The following is a 23,156-nucleotide window of genomic DNA, read 5'->3' as shown; positions in this document are numbered from 1 at the left end:
GGCCTCCTGGAGAAGGCGTCCGGCGTAGGTGCGTTCCGAAAGGCTGAGACGCCCTGCAACTCATTAAGGATTGTGACAATCTGCAATTGTCTTTACGCTCTCTGAAATGAGCGATAAAAATTCGTGGCAACGTTGCGGATTGTCTCACATGCGAGAATTTTTTCTCGTTTTAATCCCGCCACGGCAAAATACTGCTGCTTTTGCTCGAGAGCTGGGCGATTGCCACTCAAACATTGTTAATGCCTCACTGCTAAATTTAGCACTACGTGATGGAATTCTGGCAGCCTTGCCGCCTGGTCTCCGTCTCCATGGTTGTGTTTTGCAGGGGGACTGCAGTGAAAATTAGAGCCAAGATCAATCTCCTCGTCGGCCTGATGAGCCTCGTGGCCTGCGTCATCGGGGGGCTATCGCTCTTTGCGGTGGAAGAATATCGCGATCAGACGCAGCAATATGCCGATGTCGCGGATCGTGCCTACAAGGGCGAGCATCTCAACCGCCTGGTCACGGCTGTCGTGATGGACGCGCGCGGTATCTACGCGGCGAAGGACAATGAGGCAGCCAAGCAGTTTGGCGATGGAGTCCTGAAGTCCCTCAACGACATGGAAAAGCTGATCAGCGCGTGGCGGCCGATGGTTCCGGCCGTACAGAAGGAGACGTTCGACAAGCTGATCGCCCGCTCCAACGAATTCAAGGCGTTCCGGACCGAGACCGTCCGCCTCAGCCAGACGGAAGGCCCGCCGGCGGCGAATGTCCAAGGCAACAACGAGGCGAACCGCGCCAACCGCAAGGCCTATCAGGCTGAAATCGACGCCGTCGTGAAGATGGACCGGACCGAGCTCGACACGCTGAGTGCCGGTATGGATGCGTTCGGCAATATGGTGTTCTATTCGGTCCTCGCCGCCACGCTTGTCGGCGTCGCCGGTGGAATGGCCTTCGGCCTCTATCTCGGTCGCAAGGAACTGAGCCAGCCGATCCTCGGTCTGACGTCGTCGATGAAATTGATCGCGGATGGCGACTACAATACCGATGTGCCATCGGCCGGACGTCGGGACGAAATCGGTGACATGGCTGCCGCCGTCGAAGTCTTCAAGAAGAACGGCATCGAAGTCGCTCGCATGAATGCCTCCGAAGCGACCTTGCGTGGCAAGAGCGACGATCTGCAGGCGCGCATGGCCGCCGTTGTCGCAGCCGCGGCGGAGGGAGATTTCACCCGCCGTATCAACATGCAATGGGGCGAGGAGAGCCTCGACCATTTCGCCCGCGACGTCGACATGCTCGTCGAGAGTGTCGATGCCGGGGTGTCGGAAACCCGGCGCGTGGTGAAGAGCCTCGCCGAGGGCGACCTCACCGACAGCATGCGAGGCAACTTCAAGGGCGCTTTCGCGGAGCTTCAACACAATGTCAACGGCACCATGGACACGCTGCGTGGCACGATGCGGAATGTCCGCACTGCCACGGGCTCCATCAACGGAAGCGCCGCCGAGCTGAGCCGGGCGACCAACGATCTGTCACGCCGCACCGAACAGCAGGCCGCCGCGCTGGAAGAAACGTCAGCCGCGCTCGCGGAGATCACCGCCGTCGTCAAGAGTTCGACCGAGCGGGCACATGAGGCGACCGTCATGGTCGGCGAGGCCAAGCAGAGTGCGGTCCAGTCGGGCGAGGTAGTGCGCAGCGCCGTCGACGCGATGGGCCGGATAGAGCAGGCCTCCCGCGAGATCGCCCAGATCACCAACGTCATCGACGAAATCGCCTTCCAGACCAATCTTCTGGCACTCAACGCCGGCGTCGAGGCGGCCCGTGCAGGCGAAGCCGGCAAGGGATTTGCGGTCGTCGCCCAGGAGGTCCGCGAGCTCGCCCAGCGCTCGGCAAGTGCCGCAAAGGACATCAAGGCGTTGATCAGCAAGTCCGGCGAGGAAGTCGCCGGAGGCGTGATGCTGGTCCAGAAGACCGGCGAGGCGCTTTCGGAAATCGAAACCCGCGTGCTGCGCATCAACGACCATATCCATTCGATCGCCGTCGCTTCCCGCGAGCAGGCGACGGGGCTTGGCGAGGTCAGCACCGCCGTCAACCAGATGGACCAGGTGACGCAGCAGAACGCCGCCATGGTGGAGGAGACGTCCGCAGCGACCCAGACCCTGTCCTCCGAGGCCGACAGCCTGTTTGCGCTTGTCTCCAACTTCGACATCGGCCAGGAGAGCGAGCGCGTCGCCCAACCGGTCAGGGCCCCGCGGCCCGTCGCGGCAGCTCCTGTCCATCGGCCGCGCGTCTCTCCGGTGAAGGCGATGACGGGCGCACTCTCGCGGGCTTTCGGCGGGACGGCCACCGCAACGGCAGCCGCTGCCGGAGATTGGGAAGAGTTCTGATCCAATTTCGCATGTCGACCGAATAAGGAAGCGGAGACGGGAAACCGTTCTCCGCTTTCTCTTTTGCACTGCGGTAAAGGGGACTGGTAAAAAACTGCCGAACCTCTAAAATAGCCGATCATCCCAGAGCCTGCTCCGATCCGGCGGGCTGGGTATTCGGAAATGGAGATCCGCATGGACGACGAGGTTCATACCTCGGGGCGCTCGGGGTCCTCGCCGGAAGGCGCGGGGCCGGAAACCATGCCGCGCCTTTTCCGCGGCCTCTCCGGCAGGCTTCTCTGGCTCACCGTCATCTTCGTGATGATGGCCGAAGTGCTGATCTTCGTCCCTTCCGTCGCCACCATGCGGATGAACTGGCTGCGCGATCGTCTGGATACCGCCGCCGCCGCCGGCATCGTCATCGACGGACTGCAGCCCGCCGAGCTTCCTCGCGCGGTGCAGGACGACACGCTGCTTGCGACCGGCACCAAGGTGATCGCGCTGCGCAAGGATGGCACGTCGCGCCTGCTGGCTGCCACGGACACTCAGCCGCAGATCGATGAAGTCTTCGATCTTGCGAATGTCCCGATAGCATCCTCGATGCGCGACGCACTTGACACGCTCGTCTTCGGCGGTGGCCGCGTCATGCGCGTCTATGGTCCGATCGGCGACAGCGACATGATCATCGAGCTGGTCATGACCGATGACGCACTGCGCAAGGACATGCTGAAATATTCGAAGACGATGTTTCTTCTGTCGCTGCTGATATCCCTGATCACCGCGGTGCTGATCTTCCTCGCCATCAACCGCATGATGATCATGCCAATCCGGCGGCTCACCCACAGCATGCAGCTTTTCTCGGAGCAGCCGGACGATCCTGGCCGCGTCTTTAGCGCCGATCGCTCCCGGGGCGAGCTTGCCGTCGCCGGCCGGCACCTCACCGCCATGCAGGCGCAATTGCAGCGCACCTTGAAACAGCAGAAGAACCTGGCCGATCTCGGCCTCGCGGTGTCGAAGATCAATCACGACATGCGCAACATCCTGGCCTCGGCGCAGCTGATGTCGGACCGGTTGACGGATGTCGACGATCCGATGGTGAGGAGCTTTGCTCCGAAGCTGTTGCGCACCATCGACCGGGCGGTGGGTTACACGAGCGAGGTCCTGGCCTATGGTCAGGCCTCCGAGGCAGCCCCCCGCCGCCGCCGCATCCGCTTTGCCGCCCTCGCGCAGGACGTGCGCGACATGCTGGCGATCGATCCGGAAATAGGCATCGAATTCCTGGACCAGATCGCCGCCGATCTCGAAGTGGACTGCGACAGTGAGCAGATTTTCCGCGTCATCCACAATCTCTGCCGGAACGCGATCCAGGCGCTGGTGAATTTCGATCCGCAGGATGCCGCGATGGTTCGCAGGGTCACGGTTTCCGCCCACCGGGTGGGCAGCGTCGTCAGCATTACCATCGACGACACCGGTCCCGGCATGCCGCGAAAGGCCCGCGAGAACCTGTTTTCCGCTTTCCGCGGCTCGGCGCGGTCGGGCGGCACCGGCCTCGGCCTGGTCATTGCCCGCGAGCTGGTCCTGGCCCATGGCGGCACCATAGCGCTTGTGGAAAAGCCAGGCCCCGGCACGCAGTTTAGAATTGAGATTCCCGATCGTCCGGTCTCGCTGGAGGACTACCGGGTTCGGGCCTGATGCAAATAAATGTTGCTTCTCAACGGTTTGAGCGAGAAGTGACAGCAAAATGACGTTGCCCTTGGTAAAATCGCTTGCAATCGCAATGCGGACGTTTTAGAGGATCGCCACGCAAGCGGTGACGCACTGCTTGCAAACGCACCCGTAGCTCAGCTGGATAGAGCACCAGACTACGAATCTGGGGGTCAGGAGTTCGAATCTCTTCGGGTGCGCCATTTCCTCCAATTCTCTCTGAACATTGTTGCGAGTTGGTCGGCTGCCGGTGGCAACTCGCGCTCGCCTAACTCCCGCGACGCCGCATTGATGATATGAGATAACCCAATGCAAACGTCATGGCGGCAACCGCGATTCCGGTGCTGATCACGCCCGCCGGCGTTATTCTGGCGCTGCCCTGCAGGGTAATGTTTTTCCCGACGCGCAGATCGAAAGTGGATTTGATTTCCTCAGGATGTGAGGGGAGTGCGGTCGGAGGTTCTTCCTGAATAACTGTCATTTTGAAGCTCCAGTACAAATGTGCCGCGGCCGAATATCCATTCTAAGATAGGGTAGATGCCACGAACGACGATATCCGTCTTCGTTTGTGCTTCGCATAATTGCACACCTCGGCAACGGCGTACGATTTGGAGCATCGAGTCGATGAGCAGCTCTTCTCGTGCAGGTGCTGAATTCGCGGTTTCTCCAGGCTGCCGCGAGGGCGAAATGACCGCTTTGATCGTTCTCCCGCCTTGCGAAATACCCATGCCCCATGGACGGTGACAGCGGCAACCGTGCCCGACGCCAACAGGAAGAAAAGAATCCCGGCGGCAATGGTGGTGACGGTCCAGGTGAACTATGTTGGGGATCAGTTTTTCTTTGAAATCGCTTCCGGACCCGGGCGCGTATGCCAAGAAAAGGCGCGAGGCAGCTTAACGGCTGGCTGCCGACGTCGACTTCAGGCGGCGGAGCCGATCCCAACGAGCGCCTGGCGGAGCTTCGGTGCCGCAAAATCCAGGAAGCTGCGCATCTTGAGCGGCATCTGGCCACGCGCGGCGTGGATAAGGTGGATGGGCGGCGGCTCCGGCTCGAAGGATTCCAGGACGATCCGGAGCGCGCCGGCTTTGACCGCGTCCGCCACCTGATAGTGGAGCAGCCGCGTTGCCCCGACATTGCGCATCGCGGCCTCTGTCGCGGCTTCTGCGGTCGAGACCGAAAGGCGCGATGCAGCCACTACCTCAGCGGCCGTAGTCGATCCTGCCGGCAGTAGGTGCCGGGCGGGTAATGGCGTCGGTCCTTCGAACGTCACCCACGGCATCCGTCCAAGGTCCTCCGGCGTCTGTGGAACGCCATGAGCTGCAAGCAGGGCAGGGCTGGCGCAGATGACCATCCGCATCGATCCGATCCGCGTCGCAACCATCGTACTGTCCGGCAGCTGCCCGATCCGGACGGCCATGTCGATATGATCGTCGACGAGATGAACGTTGCGGTCCGCGAGCAGCAAGCGGATGTTGATCTCGGGAAACAGCGCCAGGAAGTCGGTGACGATCGGCAGGACATGCAACCGCCCGAACAGGATCGGCGCGGTGACGACCAGTTCACCCTTCGGCGCCGTGAACTCGCCGGCCGCCTCGCGTTCCGCATCCTCGACCTGTTCAAGAATACGCCGCGCGGCCGCCGCATAAGTGACGCCCGCATCGGTCAGGGTGAGTTTGCGGGTCGTACGGATCAGCAGACGTGTGCCGAGCGAAGCCTCGAGCTCAGAAACCTTCCGGCTGAGCGTCGGCACGGGAACCCGAAGCGACCGGCTTGCCGCGGACAGGCTACCCTTGTCCACCACTTCCAGCAGCATCGACATGGCTTCGAATCGATCCATTCGCTTTTCCATTTTTTGGTAAGATGAGTTCCAATCTTACTGTATTCCGAGGATTTGTGAAAAGAGGCATTGTCGCGCCAACCCGCCGATGGCGGCTCCCGACCTGAAGGAGGTCCATCATGTCCTATGGCTTTCTCGACATTGCTATAACGCCCAGCGTCCGGGCCGCGCAAAAGGCAATGGGTGTCGATCACATCTGGCAGAATTTCAACGGCGATCGCGAGTTCGACCGCCTAACGGAAAACGAAGCCGCATTCATCGCCGCCCGCGACAGCTTCTACATGGCGACGGTTTCGGAGACCGGTTGGCCCTATGTCCAGCACCGGGGCGGCCCGCGTGGCTTCCTGAAAGTGGTCGATGACCGGACCCTGGCTTTTGCGGACTATCGCGGCAATCGCCAGTATATCAGCACTGGCAATGTGGCGGCGAACGATCGGGTAAGCCTCTTCCTGATGGATTACGCCCATCGCGCCCGGTTGAAGATTTATGCCCGTGTCGAGGAGGTGGCGCTCGACGCGGATCCTGATCTGACTATGCTGGTCACCGACCCGAACTACCGAGCCAGGATCGAGCGCATCTTCCGGCTGCGGCTGGAAAGCTTTGATTGGAACTGCCCGCAACATATCACTCCCCGCTTCACGGAGGGAGAAGTCAACGAGGCGGTCCGTCCACTCAGGGACCGCCTTGCCGAGCTCGAATCCGAAAACGCCGACCTGCGCGCTCGCCTTGCAACCCTCGGAGATATCCAATGAGCGATCAACGTCCGCCTCTGCCGCCTTTCACGCCGGCAACGGCCGTCGAGAAAGTCCGCCTTGCGGAAGACGGCTGGAACAGCCGCGATCCGGCACGCGTGGCGCTTGCCTATACCGTCGATAGCTACTGGCGCAACCGCGCCGAATTCGTCGAGGGGCGCGAGGCGATTGTCGGGTTCCTCACCCGCAAGTGGCAGCGCGAGCTGGATTACCGGCTCATCAAGGAACTCTGGAGTTTTGGCGAAAACCGCATAGCGGTACGCTTCGCCTACGAGTGGCACGACGACAGCGGTAACTGGTTCCGCTCCTACGGCAACGAGAATTGGGAATTTGACGAACATGGCTTGATGCGCCGGCGCTTCGCCTCCATCAATGACGCGCCCATGCCTGAGACTGGCCGGCGATTCCGCTGGCCGCTCGGACGGCGGCCAGACGATCATCTCGGCCTCAGCGATCTGGGCTTCTGACCCTCAAATGATTCTTAGGGATATCTTCACCCACCATGGAACTGTCGTCCTTCGACATCCTTGCCCCGGAACTGCCGGTCGTCTTCTGTGGCATAAACCCCAGTGTGCAGGCGGCAGCCACCGGCCATAATTTCGGATCAGCGTCCAATCGCTTTTGGCGTGTGCTCCACCTTTCCGGCTTCACGCCTGAGAGGGTGCCGGCGGAAGAAGACCGGCGCGTGCTGGAATTTGGGTGCGGCATTACCGCCGCCGTCTCGCGCGCCACCCGCAGTGCAGCCGAACTCCGGCACAACGAGTTCCGGAAATCCGCAGAAGCGTTCAAAGGGAAGATTGCCCACTTCCGGCCGGAGACCATCGCGTTTCTCGGGAAGGCGGCCTATGAGGCGATCGAAGGTGGCAAGGTTGGTTGGGGTCCGCAATCCTCGCGATTCTGTGGTGCAAGCGTGTGGATCTTGCCGAACCCGAGCGGCCTCAATCGCAGCTTCAGCCTCAGCGATCTTGTCGAGGCCTACGCGGTACTAAGAATTGACCGCTCATCCTCTCTGGCGCGCTGGATCAATCGGAAATCTCCCGAGTGAGCGCGGTTTCTATTGATCCGCGCCGCCGGCCGTGTCACCTGCTGCCACATGATGTTTTCCTCAAGAAGCGAAAATGGATCGTGAGAGCATGGACGCGGTGCGTTCCGAAGAGTTGAAAAAGCCTGGCCGGCTGGCGACGTTTCTGGCCGGTGGTCTCTGGCCGGCGGCGCTTTTTCTCGGCGCCTATTTCCTGCTGAGTATCGCTGTTCGCCTGATCCTGCCCAACGCACTGACGTTGGACGAGGCGGAGCAGACGCTGTTCTCACAATATTGGCTCGCTGGTTACGGGCCGCAGCCGCCTTTCTACAACTGGGTTCAGAATTCCTTTGTCAGCGTCATTGGCACCTCGCTCTTCTCGCTGACCCTGCCGAAATTCCTGATGCTGCTGCTGTGCTACGTGTTTTTCGGCATGGCGGCCCGTGAGCTCGATACCCGACCCGGCTTTGTGGCGATGGCGATGCTGAGCCTGCTCACCCTGCCGCAGCTCTCCTATATGCCGCAGCAGGACCTGACGCATACCGTCGCAGCGCTGATGGCGACGTCTCTGTTCCTCTACGGGCTTTTCCGAACGCTTGTCCGGTCGGACTGGCAGGGCTACGTGATCCTTGGGCTGGCGATTGGCATCGGCACGATCTCGAAATACAATTTCGCGCTGCTGCCTGCCTCCGCCATTGTTGCCGTGTTCTGCGACAGGGAGTGGCGCACCCGTCTTTTTGATCCGCGAGTCCTGCTGACTGCGATCGTCAGCCTGATAATCGTCCTCCCCCACGCCCTCTGGCTTCTCGACAATCTCGATCTCGCGACAGCCGGCACGATCGGCAAGATGGTCGAGGCGAATGCCCCGCACGGCATTGCCCGTATCGCACGCGCCCTCGGCTCGCTGGTGCTCGCTTGTCTGGCGTTCGGCGCTCTGACTGTCGTTATCTTCGCGGTCCCCTTCAGAAAGGACTTCAGGCGATCGCTGACCGCCGGCGACCGCTGGACGCACCTTCTGGGGCTGATGATGGCAGTGGGCCTGTTGGGTGTCGTATTGGTGATCCTTTTCACGGGCACGACCAAGATCACGGAGCGTTGGCTGGATCCCTATCTGCTGCCTCTGCCGCTCTATCTCCTGGGGAAGCTGGAACGAGCGGGCATCGATACCGCGCGCCATCTCAAGCGCTTCGTCCCCGTATTCGGCGTCATCATGCTGGTGACATTGGTCCCGCTGGCGGGCAAGACTTTTACCGGCGGGCTCACCGGCGCCTACACCCGTATCAACTATCCCCTCGCATCCGTCGCCGAAACACTGAAATCCGAGGGCCGGCCGGCGGTGATCGTTGCGGCCGGCATGCACCTGGCCGGCAACATGCGGCTGCAGTTTCCGGATGTGCCGGTCATCAATTCCGAGCAACCGATCGCCGGCTTCCCGGCTCCGGACGCCATGAAGGGGCCGGTTCTGGCGGTCTGGACCGATGGCGGGGCTGGGACGGGTTCGCCGCCGCCGATCGATCTTTCCTCCGTCGATGCCCTCGGACTGACTGCATCGCCTGCGAAATCCCTGTCGCTGCCCTATTATTACGGCGACGGCAAAATGCGGCTGAACCTCGGCTATCGCTGGCTTCGTTGAAGACGGTAGGCAAAGCCTTAGTGCTGATATATCTGTTCGAAAAGCCCGCTTGCAGGCGGGATGACACTCAAGGAGATTCCGATGGCTGAGACGGAAAAGGTCGCGCTGATCACCGGCGGCGGGCGCGGCATGGGTGAGGCGATCGCCCGCGAACTGCACGCCCAGGGTTACAAGCTCGCGCTGATGTCGCCTTCCGAAAGCTGCGAGAAACTGGCCGCTGAACTCGGCGGGGTCGCCTCCCGCGGCGTCGCGGAAAAGGCCGAGGACATACAGGCGATCTTCGACCTCGCCATGAAGACCTACGGCCGCATCGATGCGGTGGTAAACCACACCGGCCATCCGCCGAAGGGCGATCTGCTCGACATCAGCGACGAGGACTGGACGCTCGGTTCCGACATGATGATCCTGTCACTGGTGCGCCTGGCGCGCCTGGTGACGCCCGTCATGCTGAAACAGGGCAAGGGCGCCTTCGTCAACATCACCACGTTTGCGGCCTTCGAGCCCTCACTGATCTTCCCGGTCTCCTGCACCTATCGCGCTGCGGCCGGAGCCTTCACCAAGCTCTATTCGGATCGTTATGCGGCCGACAACATCCGCATGAACTGCATCCTGCCGGGGTTCATCGACAGCCTGCCGCACAAGCCCGGCACCGAGGAAAAGGTGCCCATGAAGCGCATGGGGCAGGTCGGAGAGGTCGCCAAGACCGCCGCCTTCCTGCTGTCGGATGGCGCCGGTTACATCACCGGCCAGAATATCCGCGTCGACGGCGGCATCACCCGTCACGTCTGATCGGAGTAGCCGAAATGAGATGGAAACGTACGATCCAGCTGCTGGACGTTCATTGCGAGGGTGAGATCGGCAAGGTCGCCATCGGTGGCGTGCCGAAGATTCCGGGCGAAACGGTCGCGGCTCAGCTTCATTGGCTGAACACGGATCCGAAGGGCAACGAGCTTCGCCGCTTTCTCTGCCTCGAGCCGCGCGGTGCGCCGATCGGCTCGGTCAATCTACTGCTGCCGGCGAAGCACCCCGATGCCGATGCGGCCTTCATCATCCTGCAGCCGGACCAGGCGCATGCGAGTTCCGGCTCGAACTCCATCTGCGTCACCACCGCACTTCTGGAATCCGGTATCGTCGAGATGCAGGAGCCTGAAACCATCGTGACGCTCGAAACCGCGGCCGGTCTCGTGCGCGCGACCGCCACGTGCCGCGACGGGCGCTGCGAAAAAGTGAAACTCACCATGGTACCGTCCTTCGTGCATCAGCTCGATGTGAAGGTTGAGACCCCTTCATGGGGCGAGATCACGCTTGATCTTTGTTACGGCGGGATATTCTACGGACTGGTGGATGTCGGCCAGATCGGCATGACCATCGAAAAGGGCAATGCGGCAGCGCTCGTCCAGGCCGGTATGGTGCTGAAGGATCTGATCAACAGGCAGATCGAGGTCGTGCACCCGGAAATCCCGGCGATTTCGGGCGTCGCTTACGTGATGTTCCGCGATACGGAAGCCGACGGTACGGTGCGGACGTGCACCACGATGTGGCCGGGCAGGGCAGACCGTTCGCCCTGCGGCACCGGCAATTCCGCCAATCTGGCAGCGCTCCATGCACGCGGCAAGGTGAGGGTGGGAGACATCTTCAAGTCGCGCTCGATCATCGGTTCGCAGTTCGAGGTGGGGCTGGCATCCGAAACGGAAGTCGCAGGAAAGCCGGCGATCATCCCGACGATCACCGGCCGCGGTTTTACCTTCGGTCTGCATCAGATCGCCCTTGATCCGTTCGACCCTCTGTCGGATGGTTTTGCGATGACCGACGTATGGGGGCCTTCCGCCGGGGAAATCTGAGTTATCAGATGTCCTTGCCGATGCCGGCAGGCTGTTCCATGTCGCCCGGCTTCAGCACCAGCGAATTGACGCCTTCGGTCATCGCCGGTTCGCTCGGGCCGGGGACGACACCCAGTTCCTGCATCTGCATGAACTTGTAGGCGCCGAAGACATCGCCGTTTTCGGCGGCCTTGCCGTACATCTGGGCAGCCTTGAGGGCATTCGCTTCAATGCCTTCGCCGGCCTCGTACATCAAGCCGAGATTGATCATCGCATCGGTATTGCCGCGCTGGGCTGCAAGGTCGTACCAGGCGATCGCCGTCTGGTCGTCCTGCTCCACAAGCTGGCCTTCGTCATAGATCGCACCGATATTGAAGGCAGCGGTATCGTCGCCTTCCGCTGCAGCCTTCTGGAACCAGGTCAGCGCCCGCTGGACATCCGGCTGGGTGCCGAGGCCATCGCGATAGGCGACGCCGAGATTGTAGGCAGCAAGGACGTTGCCGCTATCGGCCGCCTCGGTATAGAGCTGGAATTCCGACTGTTCGTCGCCCAGTCGGCCCATCAGCATGCCGAAATTCACCTTGGCGGCGGCATAACCCGCCTGGACGGCAACATCGTAAGCGCTCATCGCCTGGTCGGCCTGCTGGGTCTTGTTGAGAGCCCGGCCGAGCTGATAGGCGAAACGCGGATTGCCGGTCGCATCAAAGGCCATGCGGCAGGCCTCGACGGCGGTGCCGTCGATATCGGAAATCCCGACCGGCGCAAATTCGCCGTTACGTTGCTGATCGTAAGGGCTGCCGGCAAGACGATCGCATTCCGTCTGCATCACCGAGGCAAGCTGAAGGCTGGCGCGTTCCTCGGCGCCGGGCGAAACCGTCAGCGCGCAAAGCGCGACAGCAGTACCTGTGGCAATCGCAAAACCCCTGTTGACTTTGGATAGGCGGGATTTCATTGTCCGCTCCGATTTACTGATTCTTCAGATTGCTTAACGAACGCCGGAAGCTGGCGCCGGTTCCGTGCGCCCTTCATGTTTCGTGCGCGGGAGGCCTTTGGGCCCCGCACATTTGCGTGAGAATTACCACGCGTCTGGCCTGGCGGATTGCAGGTTCCTCTCATGATCGGATTGTTTTGTCCGAACCATTGATGTTATGGCGGACGGATCGATCACGTCCGGAAGCCTCCCATGAAAACGCTTACGCTCCGCCGCCCCGATGACTGGCATCTTCACCTGCGCGACGGCGACGTCCTGCAAGCGGTGATCGGCGATACGAGCCGGCATTTCGCGCGCGCCATCATCATGCCCAACCTCGTGCCGCCGGTGGTGACGACGACGGATGCCAAGGCCTATCGCGAACGCATTCTCGCCGCCCTTCCGGCCGGCGACCGCTTCGAGCCGCTGATGACGCTCTATCTGACGGAACACACCGATCCGGACGATGTGGAAGAGGGCAAGAAGAGCGGCCTGATCTCGGCCGTAAAACTTTATCCTGCCGGTGCGACGACCAACTCCCATGGCGGCGTGCGCGATTTCAACAAGGCGATGCCGGTTCTGGAGCGCATGGCGAAGATCGGCCTGCCGCTCTGCGTGCATGGCGAAGTGACCACGCCGGAGGTCGACATCTTCGACCGAGAGGCCGTCTTCATCGAGACCGTGCTCGATCCGCTGCGCCAGCGCCTGCCGGAACTGAAGGTCACCATGGAACATGTGACGACCGCCGACGGCATCGATTACATCAAGTCGTCGAAGGGCAATCTTGCCGGCTCGATCACCACCCACCACCTGATCATCAACCGCAATGCCATCCTGGTCGGTGGCATCCGCCCGCATTATTACTGCCTGCCGGTCGCCAAGCGCGAGAACCATCGCCTCGCGCTCCGGGCGGCGGCGACGTCAGGTGATGCGCGCTTCTTCCTCGGCACCGATTCCGCGCCCCATGTCGATCCGCTGAAGGAATGCGCCTGCGGGTGTGCCGGCATCTATACCTCCGTCAATACGATGAGCTGCCTTGCCCATGTGTTCGAGGACGACAATGCGCTCGACAAGCTGGAGGCGTTCACTTCGCTCAACGGCCCGGCCTGGTATGGCCTGAAGCCGAACGAAGAGACGATTACGCTTGAAAAGCGCGACGAACCGGCGAGGTTTCCCGACAAGCGCGACAGCGGTGCGGGGCCGATCACGGTCTTCGATCCGATGTTCCCACTCCACTGGCAAGTGGTTGAGAAGTAAAGTCTGACCCCAATCCGGTTGATGGTATTTGGAATGACCCGGTAACCTTTTGGATAGAATCCGGGTTTAGCGTGGTGCCCAAGATTTTCCCGCCGGGATCTACCCGAAGAGAAGCTAGGCATGATGCTCGACTACCATTCTCTTCTGCTCGCGCTGGGCGTCTCGGCGGCGTGCCTGATGGTGACGCTGTTCGGCACATGGTATTCGCGTCGCACCGATTCCTTCCTGCTCACCCTCGTCGTCGCGCTCTGCCTCACCGTTTCCGGCATTTTCGCCTATAGTTCCTATACCGTCGAAGCGGGCGTCGTCGGCGCCTCGATCGCCTATACCTTCCTGATGGCGGGATTCAGTACGATCTATGCGGCCTCCGTGCAGTTTCGCAGCGGTGTGCGGCCCTGGATAACGGCCGTTGCCCTCACGGCCGCCTCCGTGACATTCGGCGTGCCACTGATGATAACCGGCCTCGACGGCCTTGGTTTCATCGTCATGAACCTGGCGACGGCGGTGCTGCTTCTCGAAACGGCCAGACAATATTGGCGGGCACGCCGGGAGGCGCCGGGACCGCTCATCGGGATGGCGGTGCTCTACGCCGCCACCGCCGTGTCTTTCGCCCTCTGTGCTGCCGTCCTGATTGATGGACAGCAATGGGTGCTGGGCCACGCGCCCGACAATTGGGCCGAAAACCTCAATATCGGCGTCTGCATCGCTGGCATGACCGGCATCGGAGCGCTTTCGCTGGCGCTCCACCAGTGGCGCATGGCGGCCCACCATCGTCACGAGGCGATGACCGACGCGCTGACGGGGCTCCTCAATCGCCGCGCGCTCTTCGAGCAGCACGCCCATCGCACTCTCGGTTCGTCGACCGCCGTCATCGTTTTCGATATCGACCGGTTCAAATCCATCAACGATCAGCATGGCCATGCTGCCGGCGACCAGGTGTTGAGGCTGTTTGCCGAAGACCTCGTAAGCGGCGTGAAAACTCGCAATACCGTCGCGCGGCTGGGCGGCGAGGAATTCGTGATGATCCTCGACGGCGTCCTTCCCGGACGGGCTGAGCGGATCGCCAACGACATCTCCCGTCGCTTCGCCGCCCGCGAGATGACCCTCGGCGAGGCCGTGCTGAAGTGCACGGTCAGCGCCGGTGTCGCCGTCGGGGCTCCGACGGGCCAGCCTTTCGAAACCGTGCTCAGCCTTGCCGACAACGCGCTCTACGAAGCAAAGCGGGCCGGCCGCGACCGCGTGGAGGTCGCAGGTTATCTGCGTCCCGTGGACACGAGCGAAACACGCACCACCGCCTGATCCCCTCTTATTTTCTGCATCGTCTGGCGTACTCTGCCGCATGCTGCTATTGCGGCGCGTGGTTTTGACAAAAGGAGCGGGCGCATGATTCAAACCACATTTCCGGACCGCGGCGTAATGGCCGAACTGATGGCAAAGATGCTCTGGGAGATCGGAGCGGTCCATTTCAGCGCCGACAAGCCCTACAAGTTTGCCTCCGGCCTGATGAGCCCGGTCTATATCGACTGCCGCAAGCTGATTTCCTACCCCCGCATCCGTTCCGCGATCATGGATTTTGCTGCCGCCACCGTCATGCGCGAAGCAGGTTTTGAAAAGTTCGATTGCATCGCGGGCGGCGAAACGGCAGGCATCCCCTTTGCCGCATTCCTCGCCGAGCGGCTCGGCCTGCCGATGATCTATGTCCGTAAGGCGCCGAAGGGCCATGGCCGCAACGCGCAGATCGAAGGCCATATGCCGGAGGGCGCGCGTGTGCTGGTCATCGAGGACCTGACGACCGCCGGCGGCAGCATGTTCAAGTTCATCGATGCGATCCGCGCCGCGGGGGCCACGGTTGATCATGGTATTGCGCTCTTCTTCTACGATATTTTCCCGGAAGCCTATGAGCGCTTTTCCAACGGCCAGGTGAAGCTTCACCACATCGCCACCTGGCGTCATGTGCTCGCGGCAGCCCGCGAGGACAAGCTTTTCGACGAAAACACTCTGTCGGAAGTCGAGGCCTTCCTCGATGCGCCGTTGGCCTGGTCGGGACGCAATGGCGGCGTGAGCGAGATTGCGCTCTGATTTTTTGCTCTGGCCTTTTGGCAAAAGCTCGCTTAATCGATTGAAAAATTGCTGAGAAAGCGCGCGGGAGGATTTTATGATTTTGTGCTGCGGCGAAGCCCTGATCGACATGCTCCCGCGTGACACCACGCTGGGTGAAAAAGGTTTTGCGCCCTATGCCGGGGGCGCGATCTTCAACACCGCGATTGCGCTCGGCCGACTCGGTCAGCCGACTGCATTTTTCACCGGCATCTCCGACGATTTGATGGGCGACGTCCTGCGGGAAACGCTGTCGAAGAGCGGCGTGGATTACAGCCTTGCAGCGGTTTCGTCCCGCCCGACGACCATCGCCTTCGTGAAACTCGTCAATGGCCAGGCGACCTACGCCTTCTATGACGAAGGCACAGCCGGCCGGATGATCACCGAGGCTGACCTGCCTGCGCTGGGCGATGATTGCGAGGCCATGCATTTCGGTGCGATCAGCCTGATCCCCGAACCCTGCGGCGGCACCTACGAGGCGCTGATGGCTCGCGAGTACCGGAAGCGGGTCATTTCCTTCGATCCGAACATCCGCCCGGGCTTTATCAAGGACAAGCCGAAACACATGGACCGCGTCCGCCGCATGGCCGCCATGTCCGACATCATCAAGTTCTCCGATGAGGACCTCGACTGGTTTGGCATGCAGGGCGACCACGATACGCTGGCGGCGCATTGGCTGGATCATGGCGCCAAGCTGGTGGTCCTGACCCGTGGCGCGGATGGGGCTACCGGCTATACCAAGAGCTTCAAGGTATCGGTGCCGAGCGAACGCGTCACAGTGGTCGATACCGTCGGCGCGGGTGACACCTTCGATGCGGGCATTCTGGCCTCGCTGAAGATGCAGGGCCTGCTGACCAAGCCGCAGGTCGCCAATCTCGTCGAGGCTCAGGTCGCCAATGCTCTGGCACTGGGCGCAAAGGCCGCTGCCGTCACGGTATCGCGGGCGGGCGCCAACCCGCCTTTCGCCCATGAAATCGGCCTCTGAGGTCCCGCCCTCAATTCGCAAATGGAAATAGTTCGGCCCCATGATGAGGGGCCGACGCGTCATTTCCGGGCGGCGAGCAATGCCTTTACCAGCCCTTGCGTCGAGGCGTCGTGGCCGCCGGCGCTTTCTTTGCCTTCCACGACGGGCAGCAGGCCGGTCGCCAGTTCCTTGCCGAGTTCAACGCCCCACTGGTCGAACGAGTTGATGCGGAAGAGCACGCCTTCGACGAAAACCCGATGTTCGTAGAGCGCGATCAGCCGGCCGAGCGCAAACGGCGTCAGCTTGTCGTAGACGAAGGTGATCGACGGGCGATTGCCGGTGAAGACGCGGTGCGGCGCGATGAAATCGGCCTGTTTGTCGTCCATGCCCTTCGAGGTGAGCTGTGCCTTGGCTTCCGCCACGGTGCGGCCCTTCATCAGCGCTTCCGACTGCGCCAGGCAATTGGCGATCAGCAATTCGTGCTGGTGGCGCAGATGCGGCTCGAAACTGTTGGCGGCGATCATGAACTCGGCCGGGATGACCGTCGTGCCCTGGTGGATGAGCTGGTAGAAGGCGTGCTGCCCGTTGGTGCCGGGCTCGCCCCAGACGACAGGACCCGAATTTCCTTCCACCGGCGTGCCGTCGATCGTCACGCCCTTGCCGTTCGATTCCATGTCGAGCTGCTGCAGGTAGGCAGGGAAGCGCAGGAGCCGCTGGTCATAGGGCAGGATGGCGCGCGACGGATAACCGAGAACGTTGCGGTGATAGAAGCCGATCAGGCCGAGCAGCATCGGCAGGTTCTGGCGCACCGGCGCGGTGCGGAAATGTGTGTCCATCGCATGCGCGCCGTCCAGGAACTTGCCAAAGTTCTCCGGGCCGACGGCGATCATCAAAGGCAGGCCGATCGCCGACCAGATCGAATACCGTCCGCCGACCCAATCCCAGAAACCGAAGATGCGGTCGCTGTCGATGCCGAACGCCGCGACCTTGTCGAGCGCGGTAGAGACGGCGCAGAAATGATGACCGACGGCCGCTTCCCCGAGCTTGTCGGCGATGAAGGCGCGCGCCGAGGCGGCGTTGGTCATCGTTTCGATGGTCGTGAAGGTCTTGGAGGCGACGATGAACAGCGTCGCTTCCGCATCGAGCAGCTTCAGCGTGTCGGCGATATGGGCGCCATCGACATTGGAGACGAAATGCGCACGCGGTCCGTCATGGAAGGGCGCGAGCGCCAGTGTGACCATGACCGGGCCGAGGTCGGACCCGCCGATGCCGATATTGACGATATCGGTGATCTTCTTGCCGGTCGCGCCCTTCAGCGTGCCGGAGCGGATGCCGTCGGCAAATTTGCCCATCGCGGCGAGCACGCCGTTCACGTCCGGCATCACATCCTTGCCGTCGACCATGACCGGCGTATTGGCGCGGTTGCGCAGCGCCGTGTGCAGAACGGCGCGGCCTTCGGTGAAGTTGATCGCGACGCCCGAGAACATCTCCTCGCGCTTCTTGGCGACGCCGCCGGCGTCTGCCAGCTTTTCGAGAAACACCATGATGTCGTCGTTCACGGCCGTCTTGGAATAGTCCATGAGAAGGTCGTCGAACGTGGCGCTGAACTTCGCGAAACGCCCGGAATCGGCTGCGAAGGCGGCGCGGATATCCGTGGCATTGGCTTTTGCGACGGTGGATTTCAGGTCTTGGACGATGGCCTGCATGGGTGATTCCTCGACACTCGGAATGGGATGAGCGGGAACCTATTCCGTTTCCGTCCCAAATCAAGCGCAGTCCAAAGTGAAGTCGTGTTTATTGCCCGACGGCCGTCGTCACCGTGTTGCCGACGGCATTGCCGAGCCGGTCGACCTGGTCGTTGTAGGTGCGTCGCGTCGCCGGATCGAAGATCGCGATCGGCGTGCTGACGGCGACGCTCGCCGCACCGCCGACCGTCTGGGCGGCACCCAATGCCACGGCGCCAAGCCGGTCACCCAGGCCGACATCCGAGTCGCTTACCGTCTGGCCGGCGATCAGCCGGTTGCCGATCAGCTTCACCACTTCCGGGCTCTCGGCGAACTTGCCGTGGTTCAGGCGATCGCCGGTTTTCAGCGCGGTGAGGTCCAGGACGACGATGCCGGCCTTCTCGAACTCGGTGCGATAGGGCTCGACGGTCGGATCCACCTGGCCGAGCCGGTCGATATTGCCGGAAATCCGCCGGGACAGGCTGAGCGCCCGGTCGTCGCGGGATACGAACAGGGTGAAATGCGGCCGCTTCTCGCCGATCTCGGCAAGCTGCTGGCCGAACACGTCGACATCGAGGTCGGGGGAGGCGAGGATGACGTTCTGGATCTTCGGCGCCACGCGGCCGTCGCGGATTGCCATCTGGCGAAGCGCTTCGACGGTCAGCCACGATCCCATCGAATGGGCCATGAGGGTAATCTCGCCCACACTCGGCTCCTTGGCCAGCCGGCGCAGCATCTCCTCCAGTGCGTCGCGGGAATAGTTGGTGCTTTCCTTGTCGTAATTATAGGCAAAGATGCTACCGCGAGACGGCCAGGTGAACAGGACCGGTGCCACATCCGCGTTCGAATCGTGGACGATCTGTGCGAAGCGATAGACCGCGTCCTCGTAGCGGTTGTTGAACCCGTGCACGAAGACAAAAACCCGACGGCTCTTGCCCAGATGGCCCTTGAGCCACGACTGCGCGGCCTGCGGCTGCAGGGGCGTGACCGAGACCGTCGTAAACTCCTTGGCCGGATTGGCCGGCAGCTTCGACGGCCACTGCACCTGCCCGACCTCGCGAGCCTTGTCCGGCGGAATGGAGACGGCAATCTCGGTGACGACAGGTTCCTTGCCGCGCTCCCCGGAAAACAGCACGCCGGGCGTTTCGGTCGAGCGTCGCGTGGTCGCCACCAGCACATCGACCTTCGACGTTCCGGCCGCCTGCGTCTGGGTTGGAATGAGCACACCTTCGGGACGCCCCGCACAGCCTGCAAGGACGCTCAATACCGCGACGACGGCAAACATACGAAACAAAAATCCGGTGCGGCTTTCCAAGCGAACTCCAACATTGCCTTGCCCAGCCCCTTGAGAGAGGGCTAATCAAGGATTGCAGGATCGTCCACCGCTAACGCAGGAAATTCGGCTCCGCGACCGACGCTTGGTCGTTCTCTGTCGCACCGGTGCAACGGTAGGTTAGCCGCGCAACTCGCGCCGCAGGATCTTGCCGACATTGGATTTTGGCAGTTCGGTGCGGAATTCGATGAAGCGGGGGCGCTTGTAGCCGGTCAGGCTGGCCACGCAGTGGGCCTTGAGGTCCGCCTCTGTCAGGTTCGGATCCTTCTTGACCACGAAGAGCTTCACGGCTTCGCCGGAATGCTCGTCCGGCACGCCGACCGCAGCGCATTCCAGCACGCCGGGATGGGTTGCCACGACTTCCTCCACCTCGTTCGGATAGACGTTGAAGCCGGAGACGAGGATCATGTCCTTCTTCCGGTCGACGATCTTCGTGTAACCCTGGCGGTCCATGTAGCCCATGTCGCCGGTCCGGAAATAACCGTCGGTCGTCATCACCTTGGCGGTTTCGTCCGGCCGGTTCCAGTAGCCGGCCATCACCTGCGGACCGCGGATGCAGATCTCGCCGACATCGCCGAGTTCCACTTCGGAACCGTCGTCGTTGCGGATCGAGATTTCCGTGGACGAGATGGGAAGCCCGATCATGCCGCTGAATTCGGTGGCGTCGAGCCGGTTGGCGGTGGCGACCGGCGAGGTTTCGGACAGGCCATAGCCCTCGGTGATCTGGCAATGGGTCATCTTCAGCCAGCGCTCAGCCACAGGCCGCTGCACCGACATGCCACCGCCGAAGACGAGCAGCAGCGAGGAAAAATCGAGCTTCTGGAAGTCCGGATTGTTCATCAGCGCGTTGAACAGCGTGTTGAGGCCCGGGAAGATATGGACCTTGTATTTCTGCAATTCCTTGACGAAGGCCGGGATGTCGCGCGGATTGGCGATCAGGATGTTATGGCTGCCGGTGGCGACGCCCATCAGCGAATTCACCGTCAGGGCGAAGATATGGTAGAGCGGCAGCGCGCAAAGGAATTGGATCTGTTCCGGGCGCGGTTTGTTGAGGAAAGCGGTTTCCAGCCACAGGCCCATCTGCTCCTTGTTGGCGAGCAGGTTCGCATGGGTGAGGATCGCGCCCTTGGAAACGCCGGTGGTGCCGCCGGTATATTGCAGGAAGGCGATGTCGCGTGCCGAAACCTCGACCGCATTCATCGTCTTTCGGGCGCCTTCCGCGATCACCTGCTTGAAGCTCAGGGCCGATGGCAGCGACCATTCCGGCACCAGCTTTTTCACCTTGCGCACGACCAGGTTGACGATATGGCCCTTCAAGCCCAGCATGTCGCCCATCGTGGCGATGACCACATGCTTGATCTCCGTCTGGGGCAAAGCCTGCTGCACGGTATGGGCAAAGTTTTCGAGAACGAAGATCGCCTTGGCGCCGGCATCCTTGAGCTGGTAGGCCAGTTCGCGCGGGGTGTAGAGCGGGTTGACGTTGACGACCACCATGCCGACGCGAAGAATGCCGTAGACGATCACCGGGTTCTGGAGAATGTTGGGCAGCATCACCGCCACCCGGTCGCCCTTCACAAGGCCCTGGGCTTGCAGCCAGGCACCGACCTTGCGGCTTTCCGCTTCGAGCGCTCGGTAGGTGAGTGCCTTGCCCATGCTTGAAAAGGCGGGGCGGTCGGCATAGCGCGCGCAGCTGTCCTCGAACAGTGCTCCGAGCGATTGATGCTCCAGCGGCGGGATTTCGGCCGGCACGGTCGGCGGGTAGGAGGCAAGCCAGATCTTGGGCGGATTGGCACCGGTACGTGCGGTGACTTCGTTCATGCTGGACCTCCTCTATCGTTTTTCTTGTTGCTCCGCGCTTTCCCGGCGCGTGCGGGCCAGGTCCTCCACCTTCCCGCGAACAACAGCTTATGCCATGCCGCTGCAGCATCAAGCCATCGGCACAGATTTAAACAGCTATCTAACTTTGACGTAAACGTCAACGAGAGGCTGAAGCCGGCATCCGAGCGTATTTGAACCGATAGCGGAACATCCGGAAGGGTCGGGCGTTTCCAAGCGTAACAAAATGCATGAGGAATCACAAAGGAGGCGCGCAATGTTGCATCACGAACCACGAGCCGGACAGGATCCCTATGTCAAGGACACTCCGTCGCTGATCGCCAGCGACAAAGTCGAAGGGACAAAGGTCTATGGTGCCGACGGCAAGCATATCGGCTCTATTGCCCGAGTGCTTCTCGAAAAGCGCGGCGGCCGCGTCGGATATGCGGTGCTGAGCTTTGGTGGCTTTCTCGGTATCGGCGACGATTATTACCCGCTCCCTTGGGAAAAGCTTCGCTACGACGAACAGCTCGACGGCTATCGCATCGACCTGACCAAGGACCAGATCACCGGTGCCCCGCGCTACCGTGATCTCGACGACGATACCTGGTACAACGACAAGGGCCGCACGATTTACGACTACTACGGCGTTGCGCCCTACTGGATGTAATCGTTCAGGTGCAGGAATTTCGGGAGGCTCCGCTTTGCGGGGCCTCTTTTCGTTTATTTAATTCTCCTCCTGCAAGGTCCCCTGACAGAAGGGGACAGCGATGACGGGAAAGACGGAAGCGGGTACGGTCCGCGATTTCGAGCGCGGCGACATCAAGGCCGTGGCGCAGCTTTTCCAGGAAACGTTTCGCAAGTCCAAGACACCGTCTCCCTCGCTGATCACCTACTTGGAAGAAGCCTTCTTCGACCACCCCTGGGCTGATCCGGATATGCGCTCCAAGGTCTTCGTACAGGCGGATGGAAGGGCCTCTGGTTTCATCGGTGTTTTCCCTTCTCGGTTGGAACTCGACGGCCGGCCGCTCCGCGCGGCCTTCGCCGGCTCGATGATGGTCGAGAACCCGAAGGAAAACCCGCTTGCCGGCGCACGCCTGCTGCGATCCTTCCTTGCCGGTCCGCAGGATATCTCGCTCACAGAGACCGCGAATTCCACAGCACTCGGCATGTGGCAGAAGGCAGGCCATCCGCTCGATCCCGGCTATAGCATGAACTGGCTGCGCATCCTGCGTCCCGCCTCGGCGGCGGTCGAAGTGTTGGCCAGGCGGCTCCGTCCAGCAAGTCTCCTGCGTCCCTTTGGCCGTATTGCCGACCGTGGTGCGGCCCTTATCCGCGCGACGCCGCTTCGTCCAGCCGAGCGCGGCGCGTCGAAAATCACCTTCCGTGATGTCACGCGCGAGGAATTCGGCAGCGTCCTTCCGACACTCGCCCCGATTTACCCGCTTCGCCCGCGCTGGGACGATGGCTCGTTGCCATGGTTTCTGGGTCAGGCGGAAAACAAGCGGAATTTGGGTTATCCCGAATGGCGCGTCGGCTTTGCTCCCGACGGACGACCGGTGGCAGCTTACGTCTACTTCGCCAGTCCTGGTGAGATCGGCTGGCTGCTGCAGGCACTGTCGGTGCCGAATGCGACAGCCGACCTTGTCGATGATATGTTTGCCCACGCTTACGAAATGGGATGTTCAGGCATCCGCGGCGCCGCGCATCCGTGGTTGATACCGGCCTTGATGAGCCGCAAGACGATGTTCTACGGCCGCTCGTTTTATGTCGCGCAGGCACGCGACAAGAGCCTGCTGGAGCCGATCAAGTCCGGCCAGGCGCTGATCAGCGGGCTCGCCGGCGAAAGCTGGACCCGCCTGATCGGCGACCGGTTGGACTGAGCTT

The 23,156-nt window shown here is 61.7% G+C and carries 20 protein-coding genes and 1 tRNA gene; 15 read left to right on the top strand and 6 right to left on the bottom strand.

The window, feature by feature from the left end; genetic code table 11:
- Positions 1 to 335: 335 nt before the first annotated feature.
- The 3 genes from PMI07_RS02430 to PMI07_RS02420 all read left to right on the top strand — a co-directional run bounded on the left by PMI07_RS02430 (position 336) and on the right by PMI07_RS02420 (position 4,249).
- Positions 336 to 2,363 carry a methyl-accepting chemotaxis protein gene (locus PMI07_RS02430; RefSeq protein WP_037085061.1) on the top strand — a complete coding sequence of 676 codons (2,028 nt, stop codon included), beginning with the start codon at positions 336 to 338 and terminating at the stop codon, positions 2,361 to 2,363.
- A gap of 240 nt (positions 2,364 to 2,603) precedes the next feature.
- Entirely contained in the window at positions 2,604 to 4,034 is a 1,431-nt protein-coding gene (locus PMI07_RS02425; RefSeq protein WP_245277098.1) for a HAMP domain-containing sensor histidine kinase, read from the top strand.
- A 138-nt stretch (positions 4,035 to 4,172) separates the two neighbouring features.
- Positions 4,173 to 4,249 (top strand) — tRNA-Arg (locus PMI07_RS02420).
- A 65-nt stretch (positions 4,250 to 4,314) separates the two neighbouring features.
- Here the strand turns inward: PMI07_RS02420 and PMI07_RS33890 are convergent.
- A complete protein-coding gene (locus tag PMI07_RS33890; protein ID WP_007766124.1) occupies positions 4,315 to 4,527 on the bottom strand; it encodes a hypothetical protein in 213 nt (70 codons plus the stop codon).
- Between the two features lie 438 nt (positions 4,528 to 4,965).
- On the bottom strand, positions 4,966 to 5,883 hold the full coding sequence (locus PMI07_RS02415) for a LysR family transcriptional regulator (protein WP_007766125.1): 918 nt from the start codon (positions 5,881 to 5,883) through the stop codon (positions 4,966 to 4,968).
- Between the two features lie 119 nt (positions 5,884 to 6,002).
- Between PMI07_RS02415 and PMI07_RS02410 the strand changes: the two genes are divergently transcribed.
- The 6 genes from PMI07_RS02410 (at position 6,003) to PMI07_RS02385 (ending at position 11,130) form a co-directional block, all read left to right on the top strand.
- Positions 6,003 to 6,635: a pyridoxamine 5'-phosphate oxidase family protein gene (locus PMI07_RS02410; protein WP_007766126.1), complete on the top strand. Its 633-nt coding sequence runs from the start codon at positions 6,003 to 6,005 to the stop codon at positions 6,633 to 6,635.
- Positions 6,632 to 7,102: a nuclear transport factor 2 family protein gene (locus PMI07_RS02405; protein WP_007766127.1), complete on the top strand. Its 471-nt coding sequence runs from the start codon at positions 6,632 to 6,634 to the stop codon at positions 7,100 to 7,102. Before PMI07_RS02410 ends, PMI07_RS02405 begins: the two co-directional genes overlap by 4 nt.
- 35 nt (positions 7,103 to 7,137) lie before the next feature.
- Positions 7,138 to 7,680, top strand: coding sequence for a G/U mismatch-specific DNA glycosylase (mug, locus tag PMI07_RS02400; RefSeq protein ID WP_007766133.1), 543 nt, complete (start codon positions 7,138 to 7,140; stop codon positions 7,678 to 7,680).
- A 73-nt stretch (positions 7,681 to 7,753) separates the two neighbouring features.
- Positions 7,754 to 9,289 carry a glycosyltransferase family 39 protein gene (locus PMI07_RS02395; protein ID WP_155956362.1) on the top strand — a complete coding sequence of 512 codons (1,536 nt, stop codon included), beginning with the start codon at positions 7,754 to 7,756 and terminating at the stop codon, positions 9,287 to 9,289.
- Between the two features lie 81 nt (positions 9,290 to 9,370).
- Positions 9,371 to 10,078 carry an SDR family oxidoreductase gene (locus PMI07_RS02390; RefSeq protein WP_007766140.1) on the top strand — a complete coding sequence of 236 codons (708 nt, stop codon included), beginning with the start codon at positions 9,371 to 9,373 and terminating at the stop codon, positions 10,076 to 10,078.
- A gap of 14 nt (positions 10,079 to 10,092) precedes the next feature.
- A complete protein-coding gene (locus tag PMI07_RS02385) occupies positions 10,093 to 11,130 on the top strand; it encodes a 4-hydroxyproline epimerase (protein ID WP_007766157.1) in 1,038 nt (345 codons plus the stop codon).
- A gap of 4 nt (positions 11,131 to 11,134) precedes the next feature.
- Here the strand turns inward: PMI07_RS02385 and PMI07_RS33460 are convergent, their stop codons facing one another.
- Complete coding sequence (locus PMI07_RS33460) at positions 11,135 to 12,061, bottom strand: tetratricopeptide repeat protein (protein ID WP_007766160.1); 927 nt, start codon at positions 12,059 to 12,061, stop codon at positions 11,135 to 11,137.
- A gap of 231 nt (positions 12,062 to 12,292) precedes the next feature.
- Between PMI07_RS33460 and pyrC the strand changes: the two genes are divergently transcribed.
- The 4 genes from pyrC (at position 12,293) to PMI07_RS02360 (ending at position 16,418) form a co-directional block, all read left to right on the top strand.
- Positions 12,293 to 13,336, top strand: a complete 1,044-nt coding sequence (pyrC, locus tag PMI07_RS02375; RefSeq protein ID WP_007766161.1) for a dihydroorotase — start codon at positions 12,293 to 12,295, stop codon at positions 13,334 to 13,336.
- A 120-nt stretch (positions 13,337 to 13,456) separates the two neighbouring features.
- Positions 13,457 to 14,635 carry a GGDEF domain-containing protein gene (locus PMI07_RS02370; protein ID WP_007766163.1) on the top strand — a complete coding sequence of 393 codons (1,179 nt, stop codon included), beginning with the start codon at positions 13,457 to 13,459 and terminating at the stop codon, positions 14,633 to 14,635.
- An 84-nt stretch (positions 14,636 to 14,719) separates the two neighbouring features.
- Positions 14,720 to 15,415 (top strand): orotate phosphoribosyltransferase, encoded by a 696-nt coding sequence (locus PMI07_RS02365; RefSeq protein ID WP_024163501.1) that lies wholly within the window; start codon positions 14,720 to 14,722, stop codon positions 15,413 to 15,415.
- A 76-nt stretch (positions 15,416 to 15,491) separates the two neighbouring features.
- Positions 15,492 to 16,418, top strand: coding sequence for a carbohydrate kinase (locus PMI07_RS02360; protein WP_007773739.1), 927 nt, complete (start codon positions 15,492 to 15,494; stop codon positions 16,416 to 16,418).
- A gap of 59 nt (positions 16,419 to 16,477) precedes the next feature.
- Here the strand turns inward: PMI07_RS02360 and pgi are convergent, their stop codons facing one another.
- From pgi to PMI07_RS02345, 3 genes are all read right to left on the bottom strand, one after another.
- Positions 16,478 to 18,103 (bottom strand): glucose-6-phosphate isomerase, encoded by a 1,626-nt coding sequence (gene pgi, locus PMI07_RS02355; protein WP_024163500.1) that lies wholly within the window; start codon positions 18,101 to 18,103, stop codon positions 16,478 to 16,480.
- Positions 18,104 to 18,191: 88 nt separating this feature from the next.
- Complete coding sequence (locus PMI07_RS02350; RefSeq protein WP_024163499.1) at positions 18,192 to 19,406, bottom strand: alpha/beta hydrolase; 1,215 nt, start codon at positions 19,404 to 19,406, stop codon at positions 18,192 to 18,194.
- 168 nt (positions 19,407 to 19,574) lie between these two features.
- A complete protein-coding gene (locus PMI07_RS02345) occupies positions 19,575 to 21,272 on the bottom strand; it encodes a long-chain fatty acid--CoA ligase (RefSeq protein WP_007757994.1) in 1,698 nt (565 codons plus the stop codon).
- Positions 21,273 to 21,546: 274 nt separating this feature from the next.
- On the opposite strand from PMI07_RS02345, the gene PMI07_RS02340 reads away from it, so the two are divergent.
- Together PMI07_RS02340 and PMI07_RS02335 are read left to right on the top strand one after the other, a co-directional pair.
- Complete coding sequence (locus PMI07_RS02340; RefSeq protein ID WP_007757992.1) at positions 21,547 to 21,939, top strand: PRC-barrel domain-containing protein; 393 nt, start codon at positions 21,547 to 21,549, stop codon at positions 21,937 to 21,939.
- Positions 21,940 to 22,039: 100 nt separating this feature from the next.
- On the top strand, positions 22,040 to 23,152 hold the full coding sequence (locus PMI07_RS02335) for a hypothetical protein (RefSeq protein ID WP_007757989.1): 1,113 nt from the start codon (positions 22,040 to 22,042) through the stop codon (positions 23,150 to 23,152).
- The last annotated feature ends 4 nt before the right edge of the window (positions 23,153 to 23,156 follow it).

Origin of the sequence: Rhizobium sp. CF080 (assembly GCF_000282095.2) — a bacterium.
Taxonomy (GTDB): Bacteria; Pseudomonadota; Alphaproteobacteria; order Rhizobiales; family Rhizobiaceae; genus Neorhizobium.
Note: the sequence above shows the minus strand (reverse complement) of the source record. Positions and strands in the feature narration are given on the sequence as shown.